The sequence below is a fragment of the Mucilaginibacter sp. Bleaf8 genome (genome assembly GCF_018390515.1).
Taxonomy (GTDB): Bacteria; Bacteroidota; Bacteroidia; order Sphingobacteriales; family Sphingobacteriaceae; genus Mucilaginibacter.
On the sequence record NZ_JAHBBK010000002.1, the window covers coordinates 604,862 to 625,801 of the forward strand.

General features: G+C 44.6%; 24 protein-coding genes. 6 read left to right on the top strand and 18 right to left on the bottom strand.

Translation table 11 applies throughout. The annotated features are described in order from the left end of the window. Positions 1 to 3: 3 nt before the first annotated feature. From KHS38_RS11285 to KHS38_RS11315, 7 genes are all read right to left on the bottom strand, one after another. Positions 4 to 909, bottom strand: a complete 906-nt coding sequence (locus KHS38_RS11285) for an ABC transporter ATP-binding protein (RefSeq protein ID WP_213488649.1) — start codon at positions 907 to 909, stop codon at positions 4 to 6. A gap of 67 nt (positions 910 to 976) precedes the next feature. Next, positions 977 to 1,582, bottom strand: coding sequence for a hypothetical protein (locus KHS38_RS11290; protein ID WP_213488650.1), 606 nt, complete (start codon positions 1,580 to 1,582; stop codon positions 977 to 979). A gap of 98 nt (positions 1,583 to 1,680) precedes the next feature. Continuing rightward, positions 1,681 to 2,847, bottom strand: a complete 1,167-nt coding sequence (dnaJ, locus tag KHS38_RS11295) for a molecular chaperone DnaJ (protein WP_213488651.1) — start codon at positions 2,845 to 2,847, stop codon at positions 1,681 to 1,683. 105 nt (positions 2,848 to 2,952) lie between these two features. Next, positions 2,953 to 3,567 (bottom strand): nucleotide exchange factor GrpE, encoded by a 615-nt coding sequence (locus KHS38_RS11300; protein WP_502887930.1) that lies wholly within the window; start codon positions 3,565 to 3,567, stop codon positions 2,953 to 2,955. A 217-nt stretch (positions 3,568 to 3,784) separates the two neighbouring features. After that, positions 3,785 to 4,468, bottom strand: a complete 684-nt coding sequence (locus KHS38_RS11305) for a cell division ATP-binding protein FtsE (protein WP_213488652.1) — start codon at positions 4,466 to 4,468, stop codon at positions 3,785 to 3,787. A gap of 6 nt (positions 4,469 to 4,474) precedes the next feature. Continuing rightward, positions 4,475 to 4,678, bottom strand: a complete 204-nt coding sequence (locus tag KHS38_RS11310) for a fructose-6-phosphate aldolase (protein WP_213488653.1) — start codon at positions 4,676 to 4,678, stop codon at positions 4,475 to 4,477. Between the two features lie 22 nt (positions 4,679 to 4,700). Beyond that, the gene (locus KHS38_RS11315) at positions 4,701 to 5,723 is read right to left on the bottom strand and encodes an acyl-CoA reductase (RefSeq protein ID WP_213488654.1); all 1,023 of its coding nucleotides are present in this window, start codon (positions 5,721 to 5,723) and stop codon (positions 4,701 to 4,703) included. Between the two features lie 101 nt (positions 5,724 to 5,824). Here KHS38_RS11315 and KHS38_RS11320 point away from each other — a divergent pair, with 101 nt between their 5' ends. Together KHS38_RS11320 and KHS38_RS11325 are read left to right on the top strand one after the other, a co-directional pair. Continuing rightward, on the top strand, positions 5,825 to 6,178 hold the full coding sequence (locus tag KHS38_RS11320) for a 4Fe-4S dicluster domain-containing protein (RefSeq protein WP_213488655.1): 354 nt from the start codon (positions 5,825 to 5,827) through the stop codon (positions 6,176 to 6,178). A gap of 82 nt (positions 6,179 to 6,260) precedes the next feature. Further along, a complete protein-coding gene (locus KHS38_RS11325; protein WP_213488656.1) occupies positions 6,261 to 7,058 on the top strand; it encodes a C40 family peptidase in 798 nt (265 codons plus the stop codon). Positions 7,059 to 7,160: 102 nt separating this feature from the next. Here the strand turns inward: KHS38_RS11325 and KHS38_RS11330 are convergent, their stop codons facing one another. The 9 genes from KHS38_RS11330 to hisG form a co-directional block, all read right to left on the bottom strand. Next, entirely contained in the window at positions 7,161 to 8,066 is a 906-nt protein-coding gene (locus tag KHS38_RS11330) for a WD40 repeat domain-containing protein (protein ID WP_213488657.1), read from the bottom strand. An 81-nt stretch (positions 8,067 to 8,147) separates the two neighbouring features. Next, entirely contained in the window at positions 8,148 to 8,762 is a 615-nt protein-coding gene (gene hisIE, locus KHS38_RS11335; protein ID WP_213488658.1) for a bifunctional phosphoribosyl-AMP cyclohydrolase/phosphoribosyl-ATP diphosphatase HisIE, read from the bottom strand. A gap of 7 nt (positions 8,763 to 8,769) precedes the next feature. Further along, positions 8,770 to 9,546 (bottom strand): imidazole glycerol phosphate synthase subunit HisF, encoded by a 777-nt coding sequence (gene hisF, locus KHS38_RS11340; protein ID WP_213488659.1) that lies wholly within the window; start codon positions 9,544 to 9,546, stop codon positions 8,770 to 8,772. A gap of 140 nt (positions 9,547 to 9,686) precedes the next feature. Then, entirely contained in the window at positions 9,687 to 10,436 is a 750-nt protein-coding gene (locus KHS38_RS11345; RefSeq protein WP_213488660.1) for a 1-(5-phosphoribosyl)-5-[(5-phosphoribosylamino)methylideneamino]imidazole-4-carboxamide isomerase, read from the bottom strand. A 4-nt stretch (positions 10,437 to 10,440) separates the two neighbouring features. Next, the gene (gene hisH, locus KHS38_RS11350; RefSeq protein WP_213488661.1) at positions 10,441 to 11,094 is read right to left on the bottom strand and encodes an imidazole glycerol phosphate synthase subunit HisH; all 654 of its coding nucleotides are present in this window, start codon (positions 11,092 to 11,094) and stop codon (positions 10,441 to 10,443) included. 24 nt (positions 11,095 to 11,118) lie between these two features. Continuing rightward, a complete protein-coding gene (gene hisB / locus KHS38_RS11355) occupies positions 11,119 to 12,267 on the bottom strand; it encodes a bifunctional histidinol-phosphatase/imidazoleglycerol-phosphate dehydratase HisB (protein WP_213488662.1) in 1,149 nt (382 codons plus the stop codon). Then, positions 12,268 to 13,311 carry a histidinol-phosphate transaminase gene (gene hisC / locus KHS38_RS11360; RefSeq protein ID WP_213488663.1) on the bottom strand — a complete coding sequence of 348 codons (1,044 nt, stop codon included), beginning with the start codon at positions 13,309 to 13,311 and terminating at the stop codon, positions 12,268 to 12,270. A 114-nt stretch (positions 13,312 to 13,425) separates the two neighbouring features. Then, the gene (gene hisD / locus KHS38_RS11365; protein ID WP_213488664.1) at positions 13,426 to 14,718 is read right to left on the bottom strand and encodes a histidinol dehydrogenase; all 1,293 of its coding nucleotides are present in this window, start codon (positions 14,716 to 14,718) and stop codon (positions 13,426 to 13,428) included. 51 nt (positions 14,719 to 14,769) lie between these two features. Next, positions 14,770 to 15,621: an ATP phosphoribosyltransferase gene (gene hisG / locus KHS38_RS11370; protein WP_213488665.1), complete on the bottom strand. Its 852-nt coding sequence runs from the start codon at positions 15,619 to 15,621 to the stop codon at positions 14,770 to 14,772. A 327-nt stretch (positions 15,622 to 15,948) separates the two neighbouring features. Here hisG and KHS38_RS11375 point away from each other — a divergent pair, with 327 nt between their 5' ends. Further along, positions 15,949 to 17,055 (top strand): glycosyltransferase family 9 protein, encoded by a 1,107-nt coding sequence (locus KHS38_RS11375; RefSeq protein ID WP_213488666.1) that lies wholly within the window; start codon positions 15,949 to 15,951, stop codon positions 17,053 to 17,055. A gap of 115 nt (positions 17,056 to 17,170) precedes the next feature. Next, on the top strand, positions 17,171 to 17,935 hold the full coding sequence (gene map / locus KHS38_RS11380) for a type I methionyl aminopeptidase (protein WP_213488667.1): 765 nt from the start codon (positions 17,171 to 17,173) through the stop codon (positions 17,933 to 17,935). On the opposite strand, the gene KHS38_RS11385 is transcribed toward map, so the two are convergent. After that, on the bottom strand, positions 17,932 to 18,171 hold the full coding sequence (locus tag KHS38_RS11385) for a hypothetical protein (RefSeq protein ID WP_213488668.1): 240 nt from the start codon (positions 18,169 to 18,171) through the stop codon (positions 17,932 to 17,934). The genes map and KHS38_RS11385 overlap by 4 nt on opposite strands. 149 nt (positions 18,172 to 18,320) lie before the next feature. Here KHS38_RS11385 and KHS38_RS11390 point away from each other — a divergent pair, with 149 nt between their 5' ends. Next, positions 18,321 to 19,583: a cation:proton antiporter gene (locus KHS38_RS11390; RefSeq protein ID WP_213488669.1), complete on the top strand. Its 1,263-nt coding sequence runs from the start codon at positions 18,321 to 18,323 to the stop codon at positions 19,581 to 19,583. Between the two features lie 60 nt (positions 19,584 to 19,643). Here the strand turns inward: KHS38_RS11390 and KHS38_RS11395 are convergent, their stop codons facing one another. After that, on the bottom strand, positions 19,644 to 20,132 hold the full coding sequence (locus KHS38_RS11395; RefSeq protein ID WP_213488670.1) for an ankyrin repeat domain-containing protein: 489 nt from the start codon (positions 20,130 to 20,132) through the stop codon (positions 19,644 to 19,646). 198 nt (positions 20,133 to 20,330) lie between these two features. On the opposite strand from KHS38_RS11395, the gene KHS38_RS11400 reads away from it, so the two are divergent. Then, complete coding sequence (locus KHS38_RS11400) at positions 20,331 to 20,885, top strand: DUF1003 domain-containing protein (protein ID WP_213488671.1); 555 nt, start codon at positions 20,331 to 20,333, stop codon at positions 20,883 to 20,885. Positions 20,886 to 20,940 lie beyond the last annotated feature (55 nt).

Below are 20,940 nucleotides of genomic sequence, written 5' to 3' on the forward strand. Positions count from 1 at the left end.
GTATTAGCTGATTTGGTTTACTTTCTGAATAAAAATTTCATTAACACTCGGGATAACCTCTTGCAGCAAATTGATATGTACTTGCGGAATCAGGTATTGCAGCACATCGTTTGAGGTGATGCCTTCATTAAGTTTAATGCGAATGGTATAGCTGTTCTCGGTGGCAATTTCATCGAGCAGGGTAAAAGGTTGCTGCCCGGTAAAGTCAATTTTTTGGCCGGTGTACTCAATTAGATAAGTATTGCTGCGGTAGGAATTGCGTATATCGCGTATGCGGCCATCTAATATTTTCTTGGATTTGTTGATCAGCGCAATTGAATCGCACAGTTCCTCAACCGATTCCATACGGTGGGTTGAAAACAGTATGGTAGCCCCCTTGCTGTTCAACTCCAGTATTTCGTTCTTAATCAAGTCGGCATTTACCGGGTCAAAGCCACTGAATGGCTCATCTAAAATAATTAAGTCTGGCTCGTGTAATACGGTAGCTATGAATTGGGCCTTTTGCTGCATACCTTTTGATAGTTCCTCTACCTTTTTGTTCCACCAGTTTTCGATCTGTAATTTTTCGAACCAGTATTTAATACGGCGTGTAGCTTCGGCATGGCTCAGGCCCTTAAGGCGCGCCAGGTAAACGATCTGCTCGCCGATTTCCATCTTTTTGTACAAACCACGTTCTTCGGGCATGTAACCAATACGCTCTATGTGCGATTGGTTTAATTTTTCGCCAGCGAAATAGATTTCGCCTGAATCGGGTGCGGTAATTTGGTTGATGATGCGGATGAGGGAGGTTTTACCGGCGCCGTTTGGTCCTAATAGGCCAAATATTTGCCCGTCGGCAATTTCCAAACTCACGCCGCTCAGCGCCGTATGCCCGGCGTATTGCTTTACGATATTGCGTATGCTTAACATGTGGTATTTGCTGAATAGATACGGTTAAAATAAGTTATGTGTAATAGATACAGATTATGGTATAATGTTACAGTGGCTCTTTGTAATTAAATTTTTCCTGATAAGAGTTCCGCTCGAAGTACTGATAAATGAGCGTTAGTAAGTAAATTTCAGCTGCAATCGGAAATAAAGAGATGAGCACCATATATCTCACATATTCTATTGGTAATGCGAGTTTGGCCGTTACATAAGGGATAATCATGTTAACAAAACTTTCTGCCAATGTTAAAATAGCAAACAGCCGGAAGCCTGCAGATAGTTGCTGATTCTTGATCAAAAAGCTTTGTATAGTTAAATAAATAACGGTTACTAAGTTAATATAGCCCACAACGTTCCATATGGTATAATCAGTTATGCCAGCTTTTGTTATAGCCAGATACAGTATTAATAATAATGCCGGCATTACAAAAGCAACTACACGCCAGATACTTTCTTTTATGTGGTAAAGAACTGCTGCTATAAATAGGGTGCTTGTAATATATGTAATCGGCGCAATGAGATTAAAACCAAAGTTTTCTAACTCATCAAAATAATTTAAATGCAGAATACTCCAGGCACTAACAACAACTATAGATAGTGCATGAATGCAGGTTAGTATCAAAAAAATCAGTGCTGCTACGGACCATGATTTCATAAGTAAATAGGTTTGTGGTTATAAGCGTGAATGTACTAATATAAAAATGAAAAAGCCCGAAGGTAATAACTTCGGGCTTTAAATAGATTCAAAAACGCTTACTCAAAATACTCCTTCATCCGTTCAAAAAAGCTTTTTTCATTTTTGCCCGGGTTGGGTTTAAAGTTAGGCGAGTTTTGTAATTTCTCTAGTGTTTCGCGTTCCTCGCGGCTCAGTGCCTTTGGTGTCCAGATGTTGATGTGCACCAATTGGTCGCCACGGTGGTAGGAGTTCACCTCGGGCACACCTTTGCCTTTTAAGCGCAATACTTTACCACCTTGGGTGCCCGGCTCAATTTTAATTTTAGCCTTGCCATCAATAGTAGGCACTTCGATGCTGGTACCTAAAGCTGCATCCACAAAGTTGATATGCAGATCGTAAATCACGTTGTTGCCATCGCGTTTCAGCGTTTCGTGCGGTACTTCCTCAATCAGAATAATCAGATCGCCCGGTACGCCGCCACGTGGGGCTGCATTACCTTTACCGCTCATGCTCAGTTGCATGCCTTCGCTTACACCGGCAGGGATGTTGATGCTGATGGTCTCTTCGCCACGCACTACGCCATCGCCATGGCACACATTACATTTTGAGGTAATGGTTGAGCCTTCGCCGTTACAGGTAGGGCAGGTGCTGGTAGTTTGCATCTGGCCCAAAATGGTATTGGTTACCCGGCGCACTGCACCCGAGCCACCACAGGTTTTACAGGTAGAGAAAGATGATTGATCTTTTGCACCGGTACCATCGCAGGTTTTACATAGTACCTGTTTGTTTACTTTTATTTTTTTCTCAACGCCGTTGGCAATCTCCTCTAACGTTAAGCGCACTTTGATACGCAGGTTGCTGCCGCGTGCCACCCTGCGGCCACCTTGCTGACGGCCACCACCGCCGCCAAAAAAGCTTTCGAACGGACTGCCGCCGCCGCCAAATATATCGCCAAACTGGCTGAATATGTCGTCCATATTCATGCCGCCGCCGCCATAGCCGCCACCGTTGGCCGATTGCGCGTTGGCCGCATGACCAAACTGGTCATACCGTTGGCGCTTGTCGGGCTTGCTTAATACCTCGTAAGCTTCGGCTGCTTCTTTGAAAGACTCCTCAGCAGCCTTATCGCCTGGGTTTTTATCCGGGTGATATTTGATGGCCATTTTACGGTATGCCTTCTTTATCTCATCTTCACTGGCGCCGCGCGACACACCCAGTATATCGTAATAATCTCTTTTTGCCATAATATTTTGGTTATTATATTATTGAGCTATCAGGTTAATAAGGAAGCACATTCTGCTGTCAATCAAACACCGATAACTAAATAACCTAATTACTTATTCTCTAACTTACGCGCCTACTACCACCTTAGCAAAGCGTACTACTTTGTCATTCAGGTAATAACCTTTTTCCAGTTCATCTACCACTTTTCCTTTCAAATCATCGGTCGGAGCGGGTATGTTGGTAATCGCTTCATGAATATCGGCATCAAAGGTAGTTCCTTTAGATTCCATTTCCTTTAAGCCTTTTTGTTTCAGGATGCCTTTCAGTTTATTTTGCACCAGCGTAACACCTTCTTTCACAGCAGTAACATCAGCGGCGTTTTCCATGGCTTTAATGGCACGCTCAAAATCGTCCAGAACCGGCAACAAGGATACAATTACTTCTTTACCTGCAGTTTGCAGTAATTCAACACGCTCTTTGGTGGTACGACGCTTAAAGTTATCAAACTCAGCGTATAAGCGCAAATATTTATCATTAGCCTGCGCTAAATCTTCTTTTAATTTGCTTTCGGTTGATAGTTCTGCTGATTCAACCGGCTCATTGGCGTTCAGCTCGTCGGCCAATGGGTTTTCTTCCTGCTCAGGAGCGTTGTTTGTATTTTCTGTATTCACGTCGTTCAAATCTTCTGATGATTGCGCGTCTTGTTTCTTCTTATTGTTAAACATGTCTTTAAAGTTCATGATAATAGTGCAAATCAAGTTCCTTGCCACGGCTGCAAAGCAGTCAGGCTGTCAGTGAGTTCTAATAAAACTGGTAGATTTGTCTTTGAGTTGTCAGTTATGTGTTGTCAGTTGTCAGAAAAGAAGGCTTTACAAGGATTGTCAGTTGCTGTGATTTGTTTAGTTTAAATTGTATCATCACAATACCAACAACATACAACTGACAACACACAACTCATTATCCTATCTGCACATCTTCCAATACCTTGCCCGATTCGCATTTGATGATACGCGAAGGGAATGCACGGATTATATGATAATCGTGTGTAGCCACAACTACCGCCGTGCCCGATAGGCTGATCTGTTTCAGCAGCATCACAATCTCTTCCGAAGTGTCAGGATCAAGGTTACCGGTTGGTTCATCGGCCAGGATAATTTCCGGGTCGTTGATCAAGGCACGGGCTATAACCACACGTTGCTGCTCACCACCGGATATTTCATGCGGCATTTTTTTGATTTTAGAGCGTAAACCTACTTTTTCGAGCACATCACGCACCTTTTCGTCCATCAGCTTTTTGTCTTTCCAGCCGGTGGCCCGCATTACAAACAGTAGGTTTTGTTCAATGGTGCGATCGGTAAGCAACTGAAAATCCTGAAATACAATGCCGAGTTTTCTGCGTAGGTAAGGGATATCTTTGGTGGCCAATTTTTTTAAATCATAGCCGCCTGCATGGCCCTCACCCGTTGTAATATTTAAATCTCCATAAATCACTTTCAGCAAGCTACTCTTGCCCGATCCGGTTTGGCCGATGAGCCACACAAAATCGCCCTTATCGATATGCAGATTAACATCCGACAGTACCAGGTGCTTTTGCTGAAAAATATCAACGCTTTGCAGTTTTATAATGGAGTTTCCGATCATTTCAGTTTACAGTTCAAGTTTTAATATTTGTCCGAAGGGCAGGTCTTTAACCAATCCCATAATGTAATCGGCTTTGTCGCCCAGGCCAACTTTATCCAGTGATTTATCCGGACGATCAACCCTGAAATAAGCCAGCAGCGTGAATTTATCATCGCGCAGCTGTACGTAGTCGGGTATTTTGGCAACGCCTTTTACTTTGATAATATACATGCCGTTCAAAAGTAGCGTTAATTTAAAGATTTGACAAAAATTGCATCGTATCTACACCGTCGGCATAATCCCACAGGGCAGGCTGTTGGCTTTGGCCAAAGCTTACTACCTGGTTAGGCACCTTCAAATCGGCCGCGCTCACAATACATTGTATCTGGTCGCTTTGCTCTGTCAGTTTGGCCTGTACGGCCTGCAGGTTGTCATATTCCTCGTAAAACAACACGGCCAGTGGCGAGGCCAGCCGCTCGTCCTGTTTTACCAATAAAAAGCCGTTGTCATAATGCTTGTCGCTGTTTACCAGGTAAATTGACTTGTTATAATCGTAATTGTTATGGTACTTATGGTGGTTGGCCACTTCATTGTAGCTTTCAATTGCTTCAAACAGCGATACAAAATTGTATCCTTTGGGTACAAATGCTTTGGACACATTACGGCAGCCCAAGCCGTAATAAGCAAAAATATCTTTACCCAATTCGTGCAGCTGCTCAGTGGTTTCGTTACCCGTAAGCAGGGCAATGCTATTGCGGTTTTTACGGATAATGTGGGGTACTTTGCCAAAATAGTACTCGAAATACCGGGAAGTATTATTGCTGCCGGTTGCTATTACGGCATCAAAGCCCTGCAGCCGTTCTACAAATTGGAATTTGTCGGCAAAACTGCCATCTAAATTAACCAACAACTGCAGCACATATTTAATAAGGCGGGCATCTTGTGATGATGCTTTGATGAGCGCTATATTGCCCGATATCAGCACACACAAAACGTCATGAAAGCCTACTAATGGAATGTTGCCCGCAAGTATCAAACCAATTTTTTTAGGTTCTGAATCTGTAAAGTGGTATTTGTCCAGCCACTGGGTCAGCGTATTTTCATTTAGCGCTGCACCGGCGGCTGTTACGGCTTGCTCAACGCTTTCGGGCGTAAACCAGGCATTGTGGTGGCTTTCGGTCTGGATAAGCCGTGCCAGGGTTTCATCGGGCGATGTTAGTTGATGGCCTAACTGTACCAGCGTATTTATTATAGATGATTTACTTTGAACTGACATTGTATGTATAAGTAATTATAAACCTGCAAAGCATTTTTTTGTTATCTTTGCAGTCCTTATTATTAAAAGACAAAGTTAATCAGAATATAAGATATTGAGCTATGGCGATTAAAATCACCGATGAATGTATAAACTGCGGAGCTTGTGAACCTGAATGCCCAAACAATGCCATTTACGATGCCGGCGCTTCATGGCGTTTTTCGGATGGTACGGAGCTGAAAGGTGTTATTGATTTTGGCGATGGCAACACGCTGAACGCTGAGGAAGCACAAGCTGCCCTGTCTGACGATATATATTACATTGTACCTGATAAGTGTACAGAGTGTGTAGGTTTCCATGATGAGCCACAGTGTGCTGCAGTATGTCCGGTTGACTGCTGTGTGGACGATGAGGATATCCGTGAAAGTAAAGAAGAATTGATAGCCAAAAAAGAATGGCTGCACATGGAAGGTTAAGCTTCTGTTAAATAATATTGAAAAGGGATACAGCTGCTGTATCCCTTTTTTGTTTAAGCCAAACAAAATATAACTTAGCAACATGAATTACGGTATCAGTCAGTTAGCTATTATCCCAATGCGGGCCGAACCCAGCGAACGTAGCGAGCAGGTATCACAATTGTTGTTCGGTGAAACGTATGAGATTACTGAATGGCAGGAAAAATGGGTAAAAGTAATCACTGTTTATGATGCTTATGAAGGCTGGATAAGCCGCGTGCAGGTTAGCGTGTTGAATTATGAAGACTACCTTGCCCTGCAGCAATCGGCTGTTAGCTTAGCTAGCTGGTTTGCTACTCCTGTAATCAAAAAGTCGGATGGAAGCTTGTTGTATTTGCCAGCGAGCAGTACGTTGCCGTTTCTGGAGGGAAATGAAGCCCAGATAAACGGCGAAACGTACCAGCTTACCAATACTTTAGAAACTATAGATGATTTAATAACAACAGCCCGTAGTTATTTGAACAGCCCATACCTGTGGGGTGGGCGTACGCATTTTGGTATTGATTGTTCTGGCTTTACCCAGGCGGTGTTTAAACTGCATGGGCAGTTTTTAAAGCGCGATGCCAGCATGCAGGCCGAGCAGGGTAAAACAGTTGATTTTTTAACCGCAGCGCAGCCTGGCGATTTAGCTTTTTTTGATAATGATGAAGGCTGTATTGTGCATGTGGGCATTATGCTGAGCAACGAGGAAATTATCCATGCATCTGGCCGCGTGAAAATTGACAGGATAGACGATCAGGGTATCTACTCGGAGGAGATGAAGAAGCATACACATAAATTGCGGATTATTAAACGTTTAAGCCCCACCCAACCCTCCCCGGAAGGGAGGGCTTTCGAATAAATGTTGTTGTGACGAGGAGCGAAAGCATAAGAAAAGCAGGCTTTTAGTAGTCTGCTTTTCTTATGTAAAACGAAATTCAAAATCTCGTAAACCAGGAGAGGTTTAGACGGGGCTGATATCCCAGGCAATTATCCGTTTATCATCACCTGTTGAAAGCAGCTGATTGCCATTCCATGCCAGTTTATTAACCGACAGCTGGTGACTGGCATATCCTTTCTCTCTGCTGATAATCTTGTAGAGTTTAAAATCGTCGGCTCCCCATATTTTAATGCTTTTATCCATACTAGCCGATGCAAAGTAAGGCAGGGTAGGGTGGAATAGGATATGATTAACGGCAAACATGTGCGCCGGTATCTGGTGTATTAGTTCGTGTGTATGTGCATTCCATACTTTTATCTGTGCATCACGGGCACCTGATACGAGGTAGCTGCCATCGGGCGAATATTGCACCGTAAATACTGCCATGGTATGTCCGCTCAGTGTCTGAATAAACAAGTAGTCTTCCAGGCTGTAAATCTTTACACTATTATCCCGGCAGCCAAAAGCAACCTGCTTTTCATCAGGGGATATGCCGATACTGCGGATCGTATCAGAAGATACATGGATGCTATGCAATAATTCTAAACTGTTCAGGCCCCAGATACTTACTGTGCCGTCTTCCGCTGCTACCAGCAGTTCTTGCTTACCCGAAACAGACTTGATATCAAATATCGGCTTGCGGTGATGCGCGAGCGTTTTGATCACCTTTTGCTGAATAAAATCATATACCAGCACGGCGCCGCTACGCAGCCCTGCAAACATTAGCGGAAAACCGGCCGGGCAATGTATTGCATAAATGGATGTATTTACCGGAAACATCACCTTAATAAAAGCCTGCTCGGTAAGGCTCCATTCTACCAAACCTTTATCATTACCACCACTAAACAGGATGCCCGGCTTTTGAGAAAGCTCGAGCGAAAATATGGGGTTGCCGTGGCCGGTTAGTTCATAAGCTTTATCAACAATCATAGGCCCCCCGGCCCCCTAAAGGGGGAGTGTTATTCGTTAATTTAATATATACGATATTCATCATACAGACGGCTTGCTTTTTTAAGCTCCCTCTTTAGGGGGCTGGGGGGCATGTCTTCCCTCCAGATTTTTAGCAATAGTTTCTAAGCTCAATCCTTTAGCGCGTAATAATACCAGTAAGTGAAAAACCAGATCGGAAGCCTCATTGATGAGATCAGTTTCTGTTTCGGCAAGGGCAGCAATAACGGTTTCCACGCCTTCTTCGCCAACCTTTTGCGCAATCTTATTTAAACCCTTCTGGCGAAGCTTATTGATGTAAGATCCTTCTTGCGGATTATCAAATCGATCCTGAATAACGTTCTCCAGCTCTAAAATAAAGTTCTGATTGTAGGTAGTTTCAAAACAGCTGCGCGCGCCGGTGTGACAGGTAGGGCCGTCGGCCTTGGCTTTAATCAGAATGGTATCCTTATCACAATCTATATGTATGCTTTTTACATGCAAAAAGTTGTTGCTGGTTTCGCCTTTGGTCCACAAGCGGTTCTTGGAGCGCGAGTAAAAGGTAACTATATTATCCTGTATAGTTTTATCAAATGCCTCCTGGTTCATGTAACCCAGCATCAAAACTTCCAGGGTCTGTTCGTCCTGTATCACAACCGGAACAAGTCCGTCCGGCGATTTGGTGAAATCTATTTCCATTTAAATTTTATATTCTCACTTCTATGTGGTTCTCTTTCAACGTTCTTTTTAAATCCGGTATCAGTATTTCGCCGTAGTGGAATACCGAAGCTGCCAGGGCAGCATCCACATTGGTTTGCTCAAATACATCCACAAAGTGTTGCCTGTTGCCCGCACCTCCCGATGCAATGACAGGGATATGTACGGCATCATTCACGGTTTTTAACAAGCGGTTATCAAAGCCAGCTTTGGTACCGTCATGATCCATCGAGGTTAGCAAAATTTCGCCGGCTCCTCTGCTTTCAGCTTCTTTGATCCAGCTTAGTGTTTCTTTATCGGTTGCAATACGGCCACCATTCAGGTGTACAATATTGGTGTTATTTACCTGTCGGGTATCAACTGCTACAATTACAAACTGAACGCCGAACGCTTTGGCCAGCTCATCAATCAGCGCGGGGTTGCGTACGGCTGCGGAGTTGATGGATATCTTGTCAGCACCGGCGTTAAGCAAGGCATCGGCATCGGCAATTTCATTAATGCCGCCGCCAATGGTGAATGGTATGTTGATTTGCCGGGCTACCGATTTTACCAGCTCCACCATGGTTTTACGACGTTCATGCGTGGCTGTAATATCCAGGAAAACCAGTTCGTCTGCACCTTGTTGCGAGTAGTTCCAGGCCAGTTCAACCGGGTCGCCGGCATCGCGCAGGTCCACAAAGTTAACGCCTTTAACCGTGCGCCCGTCTTTAACGTCCAGGCACGGAACAATGCGTTTGGCAAGGCCCCCGCGTGCGAGGAAATTCATATCTGTATGTTGTAATTGTTCTTGCAAAGCGAATATTCAATTATCATTGTCATCTCGAACGATAGTGAGAGATCCTAGCTGATTGCAGGTATCATGTATAAGATTTCTCGTTAGCACTCGAAATGACAACTGTCAAGTTTTTACATTGTAGTCAATGCGTTCAAGTTCCAGTTCTTCACATCTTCAATGGTGATGCGGTTTTCGTATATGGCTTTACCTACTACGCAGCTTTCTACCTTAATTTTGCTTAACTGCTCGATGTCTTGCATAGAGCTTACACCACCTGAGGCAATAAGTTTGATGAATGGCGAATGCTCAAGCAGCTTTTTATACAGGTCGATACCTGCGCCGCCCATTTTTCCATCTTTATTAATATCCGTACACAAAAAGCGGTAAAAGCCCAGTTGCAGGCACCTGTCTACATAATCCATTAATTTGATAGGGGAGCTTTCCATCCAGCCGGAGTATTTGATCACTTCGTCGAGCACATCAATGGCTACCACAATCTGGTCAGAACATTTGTTAGCGCCGCACATGGTTTTGCTCAGCTCATCTAAAAAAGTAGGATTGGTGATAGCCTGGGTGCCAACAATTACCCGGAAAATACCAGCATCGGTCAGTTCTTTTACTTTATCAATGCTGCGTATACCTCCGCCGTACTGTATTTTCATGTCCGTTTTCTTGATCACATCAAACAAGTACTGCTGGTTGCTAAAATCGCTCTTAGCACCGTTCAGGTCGATAATGTGAATGAGCTCAGTACCGTTGGATTGGTAACGCTCAATCATTTCTTCTAAACTTACGTCATACTGCGTTACCTGCTGGTAATCGCCCTCGCGCAGGCGTACTACTTTTTTGTTCAGAATGTCGATGGCCGGGATAATATACATGACGTTATAGGTTTGAAAAGTTTTTTAATAAGGTTTCGCCGTACACGCCCGATTTTTCGGGGTGAAATTGTACGCCGTAAAAATTGTTATGCCAAATTGATGCCGAATACTTTAGGCTATAATCAGTTGATGCTAAAGTGTATAAATCGTTGTACTCAATATAGTAAGAATGCACATAATAAAAGTGTGCGCCTGTAGGTATATCTGCAAACAGCGGGTTTTCGGTTTCCTGAAACACCTGGTTCCATCCTGTGTGCGGTACTTTGTAGGTGTCGCTATCTTTAAACTTCAGGGTTTTATTCGGGAAAATGTTCAGCAGATCCGCGTCCCCTTCTTCTGAGTAAGCCGTCATCAGTTGCATGCCCACACAAATGCCTAAGGTAGGTTTTTGCAAGGCTTTAATAGCAGGTACCAGTCCGGTTTGCTGTAACTTATTCATAGCCGTACCAGCGTGACCGACACCGGGAATAATATACCGGTCGTACTGATCAAAGTCGGCCTTGGTATGTATCATGCCATAACTCAGTCCCAAGCGATCAAGTGCAGAGGTGAGCGAAAAGATATTACCAGCACCGTAGCGTACAATGCCGATGCCCCCCGGCTCCCTAAAGGGAGAGGAGGATACTATTTCTGAATCCGGGCGTTCATTTATTTCCATGTTTCTTTTCCCCTCCGGGGTGACTTACAGTACTCCTTTAGTACTTGGTAAAACCATATTGTTTACATCACGGCGAACGGCCATTTTAATGGCTTTAGCAAAGGCTTTAAAGATAGCCTCAATTTTATGATGCTCGTTGTGGCCTTCTGCTTTGATGTTGAGGTTGCACCTGGCCGCATCGGTAAACGATTTAAAGAAATGGTAGAACATCTCCGTTGGCATGTCACCCACTTTTTCGCGGTTAAATTCGGCCTCCCAAACAATCCAGTTACGGCCGCCGAAATCAATAGCCGCCTGGGCCAGGCAATCATCCATGGGCAGGCAAAAGCCATAGCGTTCAATGCCGCGTTTGTTGCCTAAAGCAGTGGCAAAGGCTTCGCCCAAGGCAATACCGGTATCCTCAATGGTATGGTGTTCGTCAATATGCAAATCGCCTTTGGCTATAATTTCCAGGTCGATGCTGCCGTGACGGGCAATTTGATCCAACATGTGGTCAAAAAAATGCAGGCCGGTTTGTACTTTGGCCTCACCTGTACCATCCAAGTTGATGTTAATGTATATATCAGTTTCTTTAGTGGTGCGGCGGTGTTCAACTACGCGTTCGCCTACTTTCAAAAACTCGTACACCTTTTGCCACTCGGTGGTTTCGAGCGCTACCGTATTTTGAATAGCAGCCGTTTCGGATTCGGTAAACTCCTGGATACCCAAGCCAGAATGGTTATTGAGCCAGATGGCTTTAGCGCCTAAGTTTTTTGCCAGCAATACATCGTTCATGCGGTCGCCTATTACGAATGAGTTGGCCAGATCATACTTATCTGTATCAAAAAAAGCAGTCAGCATACCGGTTCCCGGTTTACGGGTAGGGGCGTTATCAGCTGCAAAAGTACGGTCAATATAGGTTTCGGCAAATACGGCGCCCTCGCCGGCAAAGGTTTGCACGATGAGGTTATGCACCGGCCAAAAGTTCTCATCGGGGTGCGATACGGTGCCCAGGCCGTCCTGGTTGCTCACCATAATCAGTTCATAATCCAGCTCCTTAGCTATGCGGGGCAGGTATTGCAAGGCATGCGGATAAAACTCCAGCTTATGAAACGAATCGATCTGCTGGTCGGCCGGTTCTTTAATCAGGGTACCATCGCGGTCGATGAATAATATCTTTTTAGGTGTACTCATTTAAAAATTCTTTAACCTTTCAACCAAGGTTGCATTTTCTTGCGGCGTACCAATGGTGATGCGCAGTGCACCTTCACAAAGTTCAACCTTAGATCGATCGCGAACGATGATGCCATGCTGAACAAGGTAGTTATAAATGCCTTTTGCATCAGTTGTTTTTGCCAAAATAAAGTTAGCATCCGAGGGGTATATGTGCTGCACAAAAGCAAATTCTTTCAGCTCCTGCACCAGCTTTTCGCGTTCGCTAAGGGTTTGCTGTACCCAGGCATTTACCTGGTCTGTATTTTGCAAAGCCTGCAAAACCAGCTGTTGCGATGCTTCGTTGATGTTGTAAGGTGGTTTTACCTTGTTCATCACATTAATTACATCCACACCGGCAAAGGCCATACCCATACGTAAACCCGCCAGTCCCCACGCTTTGGATAGGGTTTGCAATATCACAAGGTTAGAATATTTTTCCAGCTCCTGTACAAAGCTTGGTTCACTGCTAAAGTCGATATAAGCTTCGTCAACCACCACTAAGCCATTAAAGCCGGTTAAAAGGGTTTCAATATCCTTGCGGTTTATTGCGTTGCCGGTGGGGTTATTAGGCGAGCATACAAAGATGATTTTAGTATACTTATCAACTGCTGCCAATATGCCTGCTACATTTAATTGATAATCAGGCGTAAGGTTTACTTTTTTAGTTTGTACATCATTGATATTGGCCGATACCTCGTACATGCCATAGGTGGGCGGTACCAATATCACATTGTTGGCACCGGGGTTGCAGAAGCTGCGGAACAAGATGTCTATGGCCTCATCGCTGCCGTTGCCCAAGAAAATGTTCTGCGGAGCAATGCTTTTAATTTCGCTCAGGCGTTTTTTGACCTGCATTTGCAGCGGGTCGGGGTAGCGGTTGTAGGCCTGTTCAAGCGGCGAGCCAAATGCATTCTCATTGGCATCCAGATACACGCTGGCTTCGCCCTGAAACTCATCCCGTGCAGATGAGTAGGGCTTTAGGTTCTTTATATTTTCCCGAAGGATATTGTTGATATCGAACATTAATTGTAAGGTTTAAATGATGGAATGTCATTGCGAAAGCAAAGCAATTCTGTCACTTCTATAGTCTTAATGATAAGATTGCCCTGCTATCGCTCACAATATATAAGTGTTTGATTACTGCTGATGAGTTCTTACACTTACCGCATTGCGGTGCGCATGCAATCCCTCCAAATCAGCCAGTATCTCTACATGCGGACCAATGTTTTGTATGCCTTCCGGCGTTAAATGCTGGAAAGTAATTTTCTTCACAAACGAATCGACCGACACACCCGAATAGGCCTTGGCATAAGCGCTGGTAGGCAGGGTATGATTAGTGCCCGAGGCATAATCGCCCACGCTTTCGGGCGTTTGGTTACCTAAAAATACGGAACCGGCGTTGATGATTTTACTTGTAATTTGCTGCCAGTTATCGGTAGCTAAAATTAAATGCTCTGGTGCGTACTGATTGCTAAATTGCATGGCCTCATCCAGGCTGTTTACAATAACAGCGTATGAATTGGCTATGGCTTGCCCGGCTATTTCGGCCCGGGGCAGCACAGGTAATTGCTTTTCAAGCTCCGCAATGGTAGCCTGTATAATATCAGCCGATGTAGCTACCAAAATGCTTTGGCTATCCACACCATGCTCGGCCTGAGCCAGCAGATCGGCCGCTATGTATGCCGGATTAGATGTTTCATCCGCAATCACCAACACTTCTGACGGGCCCGCGGGCATATCAATAGCGGTAACGGTGGTAGACTGGATAATGGTTTTTGCCTTGGTGACAAACTGGTTGCCGGGGCCAAATATCTTATCCACCTTGGTTACGCTCTCCGTACCATAGGCCATTGCGGCAATAGCCTGCGCACCACCAATCAGGTAAATGCGGTCAATATTTAACAACTGAGCAACGTAAGCAATAAAAGCATTCACCTTACCGTGATTTTGCGGCGGCGAACAAACCACAATTTCGTGGCAGCCAGCTATGCGGGCCGGTATGCCCAGCATTAGGAAAGTGCTCGGTAAAACAGCTGTACCGCCCGGAATGTACAAACCTACTTTTTCAATAGGCCGTAATTCACGCCAGCAAGTTACCCCCGGCATGGTTTCTATCTTGTCCTCAACTTTCAGCTGGCTTTCGTGAAATTTATAGATGTTCTGATAAGCCACTTCAAGTGCCGATTTTTGCTCAGGCAATAGGGCCGAAGCAATTTCGGCCAGCTCATCTTTATCCAAATACAGCTTACTGAGTGTTACCTTGTCAAAACGTAAAGCGTAATCAAATAAGGCACGGTCACCTTGCTGATGCACCGTGTCAATAATCTGTTCTACTACACTGCGTATCTCATTGGCCGGGTCAACGTTGCGTTGCACCAGCTCATGTACTTCAGACTTACTTAAATTGGCGTAATTATAAACTTTAAGCATTTATATAGCTATTTAAGTTCATGCCCCTATGTTATGGGGCCTGAGCTTGATTTACAGAATGATTTTCTCGATTGGCATTACTACAATGCCTTGTGCGCCGGCCTGTTTCAGTTGGCTAATCCGATCCCAGAAATCGCGTTCAGGAATTACCGTGTGCACCGCAACCCATTCGGCCTCGGCCAACGGCACTACCGACGGGCTTTTTACGCCTGGCAGCAGTTTAACAACGGCTTCTAAATTTTTGCGCTCCACATTAAGTACCACATATTTGGTTTCTTTAGCGCGTAGTACCGACTGCACTCGGGCAATCAGTTCCTGTATCAGATCCTCATTTTCGCTGCCCTTGCGGCCAATCAGCACCGCTTCGGATGACATCACATCGGCAAAAGGTTTCAGTCCGTTGCTTTTTAACGTACCACCGGTTGATACCAAATCGCAAATGGCATCGGCCAAGCCCAAGCCCGGCGATATTTCAACAGAACCGGAAATAGTGCGGATATCGGCCTGTACGTTATTTTGCTGTAAGTATTTGCTTAGAATGTTAGGGTAGGAGGTAGCAATTGATTTACCATCCAGTTCGGAGATACTCTCCATATTACTGGTATTTTGCACCGCAATTTTGAGCGAGCATCTGCCAAAGCCTAAGCGTTGCAGGTAGGCTACATCCACTTCGGTTTCCTGTATAACGTTTTCGCCAACAATGCCTAAATCGGCAATGCCATCCTGTACGTATTCAGGAATATCATCATCGCGCAGAAACAGAATTTCGAGCGGAAAATTAGATACCGGCGATATTAACGAGCTTTTGTAATTTTCAAAGTTAAGGCCACAGTTTTTAAGCAGCTCTACAGATTTTTCGTTGAGCCTTCCAGATTTCTGGATAGCTATTTTAAGTGTTTTCACGTATTGGGAATTTGGTGCTATAAAAAATATAAGAAACGGGGGTTGTTATTTCACGTAGAAACATACATCATCAATTATCGCCACAGGGGGCGATGGTGCAGATGAAGATGATGTAAAGTGTAACCGTTCATTTTTATAGCTATCTTGTGGATGAGCGTTGCAAATATAAATACTTATTTAACAATACAAAATTTAAGTGCCTGTGTTTGAATTTTGAACAGTATTTTGTTACACCATGCGGTTGTTATTGCATAACGCAGCAATATTTTCGCAAACAAAAAAGCCTTGTTTCTGCTTAACCGTTAGCAATCAACTCCTGCTTTATACATGATAAATAACTGGTCGGCCTGTAAGAATATCCTGGTGATACGTCCCGATAATATGGGCGATTTGCTGATGACCACGCCTGCTATTCGAGCCCTTAAAGAAACCTTCGATGCAAAAATCACGGTGCTTACCTCGGCCATGGCGGCCGGTATAGCCCGCCAGATTCCCGAGATAGACGATGTAATTACATTCGATGTTCCGTGGATAAAAACCACGCAAGTGAACGGCGAAGCGGCCGTACTGGATGTTGTGGCACAATTGAAGGAAAAAGCGTTTGATGCCGCTGTTATATTTACCGTTTATAGTCAAAACCCGATGCCTACGGTAATGCTGGCCTATCTGGCTGGTATTCCTTTACGGTTGGCTTATTGCCGCGAAAACCCTTACCAACTGCTTACCAACTGGGTTCCCGATAAGGAGCCTTACGATCTAATTCGCCATCAGGTGCGCCGGGATCTGGACCTGGTAACCGCCGTGGGGGCCGTTACCAATAGTGAGCGTTTGAGCCTTGATGTACCTGGTGTTTGGCCGCAGGTAGCGCAAAAACTACAGGCCTTAGAAGTTGATACGCACAAACCTTGGCTGTTGATGCACCCAGGCGTAAGTGAACCTAAGCGCGAGTATCCGGCGGACAAGTGGGCAAAGGCTGCCCGGCAGGTGGTTGACGAATTAGGATACCAGGTGCTGTTAACCGGTGCAGCCTCAGAGCAGGCGCTTGCGCAAAATATACAGCACATGGCTGGGCAAGGTGTATATAGCGTTGCAGGTCAATTCAAACTGGACGAGTTTGCTGCTCTCATTAAGCAGGCACCTATGCTGGTTTCGGTGAATACCGGTACAATCCACATAGCTGCGGCTACAGGTACGCCTACTGTAGTACTATATGCGCTTACCAATCCGCAGCATACGCCGTGGCGGGTGGCCTGCAAAGTGTTGCCCTTTAGTATTCCGGCTGAGGCGCAGAGTAAAAATGAAGTTATTGTGCATGTAAACAAGCTTTTTAATCAGCAATCTACTGCTATGCCAAGCGCCAATGATATTGTTGCAGCTATTAGAAATTTGCTCAACAATCCAATGGAGCTTAACGAAGAATTAGTTGGTTTGTAAAGAATCACACATTTCATAATGGCAGCGTAACTTGTGCCCCGTAAAAGCAAGGCCGATTACTTGCAATAAGGCTTATCACGTTACTTTTGCTAACTTTGAACAAAAGTAAAAGTCTATGTCTATAGAATCAGAAAATGACCTTTTGGGGATGAGCCGGGTTAGTGAGGCGGTGGCACAAACATTAAGAGCCATGCGTGAGTATGCTAAACCAGGCATGAATACCTATGAATTGGATCTATATGGTGCTGCTATACTACAGCAGTTTGGTGCGCGCCCTGCGCCGCAATTAGTTTACAACTTTCCGGGCTGTGCCTGTATCAGCGTAAATACCGAGGTAGCGCATGGTATCCCATCCAAACAAACTATCTTAAAGGAAGGCGACTTAATTAATATTGATGTTTCTGCAGAATTGGATGGTTATTATGCCGACAATGGCGGCTCATTTATATTAGGTGAGGACACGCAAAATTTGAGTCCGCTGGTTGAGGCTTCGAAAGATATTTTATATAAAGCCATTTATCAGATCAAAGGCGGCGTAAAGATCAACGAGATAGGAAGGCTGATTGAAACGGAAGCTAAAAAACGTGGCTTTACGGTTATCAAAAACCTATGCGGGCACGGTGTGGGCCGTAGCTTGCACGAAGCGCCGCATTACATTGCCAACTATCACGACAGGCTTAACCTTTCGCGCTTCCGCAAAAATTCGGTAGTGGCAATCGAAACATTCATATCCACCAAAGCCACCTACACGCACGATAAAGGCGATGGCTGGACGTATATTACCAAAGATGGCAGCTTTGTAGCACAACATGAGCATACCATACTGGTAACCGATAAAGAACCGGTGATACTGACGCGTGATAACCAGATCTGGAATTAATTAGAGGGCCCCTGCGGGCTTAAACTCATGTTGGTAGGGAATTGGAACAGATTATCAATGCCAATCATGTAAAAGCCTAATAGTCCTAATATTAAAAACAGCAGAATAAATAGCAAAAACTTGCCCAGCGTTGGCTTTTCTTCAGCGCTGGGTTCGTTTTTGAAATCCGTTACACGCTCCCGAAAGCGTCTGCGTAAACTGGCTGCTGTACCCGCCAATGATTTTTTTCTTTCCATAGATAGCTATTTGCCAACATCAATCCTTAAAACGGCCTTCTGCTGATTTACAAATGTATGATATGCGGCTTACAATGCGGTAGCCTGATGGTCAACTTTTTCCACAGTTGTTTGTAACCTATAGTGTTTAGCGTGGCTAACTATATTTTATGGATCACTACAAAGTTATAATTGCTGTTATAGGGATAGCTGCGCTGGGAATGGCCTGGATGCCTGCATTTACAAAAAAGACCGGCATATCCTATGCCTTAATATACATGCTGTTAGGGGCATTGGTATATGCGATATTTAAAGACGACCTGCCTGTTCCCGATCCCCGTAAAAATTCTACTTATGCCATGCACCTGTCCGAACTGGTGATTATTATATCGCTTATGGGCACCGGCATTAAGATAGACAGGCCTTTATCATTCAAAAAATGGCAAAGCCCGTTGCGCCTGGTAACCATTGGTATGGTAGCCTGCATTGGCATAGCCGGTGTATTGGGTTATGCCTTACTTAGCCCCAGTTTGGCATCGGCACTGCTGCTGGCGGCCGCACTGGCGCCAACAGATCCGGTACTGGCATCGGATGTGCAGGTGGGCCCGCCTAATGAAAAGATGCGCTTTGAAACCAAATTTGCTCTTACGGCCGAGGCCGGTATGAACGATGGGCTGGCTCTTCCCTTTGTATTGCTTGCTGTTGCTTTAGATAAAATTGCTGATCCAGGCCCGGGCAACCTTTGGCATTGGTTGGGTTATGATTTTTTGCTGCGCATGGGCATAGGCTTGCTCATTGGCCATTTGATAGGGCGCTTATTAGGTTATATTGTGTTCCGTGTTTCAGACCAGCATAAAATGCTTGAAACACGCGATGGCTTTGTGGGGTTATCGCTTACCTTACTGGTTTACGGCGTAACCGAACTGTTGCATGGTTATGGCTTTGTGGCCGTGTTTATATCGGCAATTACCTTGCGTAATTACGAAAGCGGCCATCACTATCACAGTCGTTTGCATGCCTTTACCGATCAAACCGAGCGCATTATGCTGGCTATTGTGCTGCTATTGTTTGGGGGTAGCTTATTTAGCGGTGTATTGGATGTATTGAGTTGGAAAATGGTGATGTTTTCTATTCTGTTTGTATTCTTTATAAGACCCTTAACCAGTTACCTGAGTTTGATGCCCTGCGAGATCCATAGTCGCGAAAAGTGGGTAATCAGCTTTTATGGTATACGTGGTATGGGGTCAATTTACTACCTGTGCTATGCTTTTAAGGAGGCCAAATTTCCGTACGCGGATGAGCTTTGGGCAACCGTGACTTTCACCATCCTATTATCTATTGTAGTGCATGGCCTTACTGCCACACGGGTAATGAGGCGCATGGAGGAGCGCTTTGCACATGAAATTAAAAAAGGTGAATACCATAACGCTTAACAAAAAGCCCTGCTCATATTAATAAGCAGGGCTTTTGTATTTATACCTAAACAGCAAAGCCTATTCGTCTTCCAGCAGTTCAGGGGCCAGTATTTCCAGTGCCGGAATGTTTTCCTGTACACGTGCATAGTCAACCGGGCTTTTACCAAACCGGTCGCGCAAGTGCCTGTCAGCGCCGTGTTTCAGTAAAAGTTCAATTAAACCAATATGGCCAAAAGTAGCGGCGAAGGTAAGCGCCGTTGCGCCGTTGCCATTCGGTAAATCTACAGTGGCATTATGTTGCAGCAGCTGTTGGCCAATTTCGGTGTACCCTTTAAAGCAAACGCCCATCAGTGCCGAATTGCCCATGGCATCCTGCAGGTCGGGGTTAGCGCCGGCTTGCAGCAGTGCTTCCACCGCTTCGGCATTGTTATGGTAAGCGGCAATAATTAATGCTGTGGATCCGCGGCCGTCAGTAGCATTTACATCTGCATCGGTCAGGGCTTGTTTAAGCTCATCCGCCTTGTTTAAACGGGCCAGCTCAAATATATCTGCAGGTTGTGTAGTCATATTCAATAAAAAGTTATCGGGTGTAGAATGTTTGAGCAAAGTAGCAGTTTTCGAAATTTAAATGAAATGTTATCTAAATAATTGATGGGTGATAAATATTGATAATGAATGTGATATATCTAAAACCAATGGTAGCCACTATCTATTAATGTTATAGTGTATTAACTGAATGGCATATTAAAGTATGCACCAATTATTATGGAAGCAAATCAAAATACAGGTGCACAAATGCCGGGCATGGCGCAAATTGTGGAACGTAATATTACGGCGTTACTGGAACGCCGTAAAGCGGAGGAATCAAAGAACACGAAAGAGCAGAAATTGGCCGATGGCATAACGGGCTTTGCCGGTAGTATGCTGTTTGTTTATATACATTTAACCTTGTTTGGGCTGTGGGTAATCTGGAATTTGGGATGGATTGGGTTAAAACCGTTTGATCCTTCCTTCGTGGTATTAGCAATGTTCGCTTCGGTTGAAGCTATATTTCTTTCGACGTTTGTTTTGATCAGTCAGAACAGGGCCAACGCCCAGGCTGACCGTCGGGCTGATCTTGACTTGCAAGTGAGCTTGCTGGCCGAACATGAGATAACCCGTATCGTTTCGTTGGTTACAGCCATAGCTAAAAAAATGGACATCGATGATGCGCATCACCCCGAACTAAATGAACTGGCTCAAGATATTAAGCCCGAAAACGTGATGGATGTGATGGATAAACATAAAGAGCAGGCTGATAATACTAAATCAAGCAAGTAATTGATCTGCAATAATAGGTATGGCATGATATTTATTAATTAATAATTAAATTAAA

Coding starts and splice junctions, on each gene's coding strand:
- hisB (WP_213488662.1), bottom strand. CDS start 12,267: ATGAGTACACCTAAAAAGATATTATTCATCGACCGCGATGGTACCCTG.
- KHS38_RS11385 (WP_213488668.1), bottom strand. CDS start 18,171: ATGGAAAGAAAAAAATCATTGGCGGGTACAGCAGCCAGTTTACGCAGA.
- KHS38_RS11290 (WP_213488650.1), bottom strand. CDS start 1,582: ATGAAATCATGGTCCGTAGCAGCACTGATTTTTTTGATACTAACCTGC.
- hisH (WP_213488661.1), bottom strand. CDS start 11,094: ATGGAAATAAATGAACGCCCGGATTCAGAAATAGTATCCTCCTCTCCC.
- KHS38_RS11285 (WP_213488649.1), bottom strand. CDS start 909: ATGTTAAGCATACGCAATATCGTAAAGCAATACGCCGGGCATACGGCG.
- hisF (WP_213488659.1), bottom strand. CDS start 9,546: ATGAATTTCCTCGCACGCGGGGGCCTTGCCAAACGCATTGTTCCGTGC.
- KHS38_RS11300 (WP_502887930.1), bottom strand. CDS start 3,567: ATGAACTTTAAAGACATGTTTAACAATAAGAAGAAACAAGACGCGCAA.
- KHS38_RS11390 (WP_213488669.1), top strand. CDS start 18,321: ATGGATCACTACAAAGTTATAATTGCTGTTATAGGGATAGCTGCGCTG.
- KHS38_RS11400 (WP_213488671.1), top strand. CDS start 20,331: ATGGAAGCAAATCAAAATACAGGTGCACAAATGCCGGGCATGGCGCAA.
- KHS38_RS11345 (WP_213488660.1), bottom strand. CDS start 10,436: ATGTATATTATCCCGGCCATCGACATTCTGAACAAAAAAGTAGTACGC.
- KHS38_RS11325 (WP_213488656.1), top strand. CDS start 6,261: ATGAATTACGGTATCAGTCAGTTAGCTATTATCCCAATGCGGGCCGAA.
- map (WP_213488667.1), top strand. CDS start 17,171: ATGTCTATAGAATCAGAAAATGACCTTTTGGGGATGAGCCGGGTTAGT.
- KHS38_RS11310 (WP_213488653.1), bottom strand. CDS start 4,678: ATGTATATTATCAAAGTAAAAGGCGTTGCCAAAATACCCGACTACGTA.
- hisD (WP_213488664.1), bottom strand. CDS start 14,718: ATGCTTAAAGTTTATAATTACGCCAATTTAAGTAAGTCTGAAGTACAT.
- hisC (WP_213488663.1), bottom strand. CDS start 13,311: ATGTTCGATATCAACAATATCCTTCGGGAAAATATAAAGAACCTAAAG.
- KHS38_RS11320 (WP_213488655.1), top strand. CDS start 5,825: ATGGCGATTAAAATCACCGATGAATGTATAAACTGCGGAGCTTGTGAA.
- hisIE (WP_213488658.1), bottom strand. CDS start 8,762: ATGGAAATAGATTTCACCAAATCGCCGGACGGACTTGTTCCGGTTGTG.
- KHS38_RS11305 (WP_213488652.1), bottom strand. CDS start 4,468: ATGATCGGAAACTCCATTATAAAACTGCAAAGCGTTGATATTTTTCAG.
- KHS38_RS11375 (WP_213488666.1), top strand. CDS start 15,949: ATGATAAATAACTGGTCGGCCTGTAAGAATATCCTGGTGATACGTCCC.
- KHS38_RS11395 (WP_213488670.1), bottom strand. CDS start 20,132: ATGACTACACAACCTGCAGATATATTTGAGCTGGCCCGTTTAAACAAG.
- KHS38_RS11330 (WP_213488657.1), bottom strand. CDS start 8,066: ATGATTGTTGATAAAGCTTATGAACTAACCGGCCACGGCAACCCCATA.
- KHS38_RS11315 (WP_213488654.1), bottom strand. CDS start 5,723: ATGTCAGTTCAAAGTAAATCATCTATAATAAATACGCTGGTACAGTTA.
- dnaJ (WP_213488651.1), bottom strand. CDS start 2,847: ATGGCAAAAAGAGATTATTACGATATACTGGGTGTGTCGCGCGGCGCC.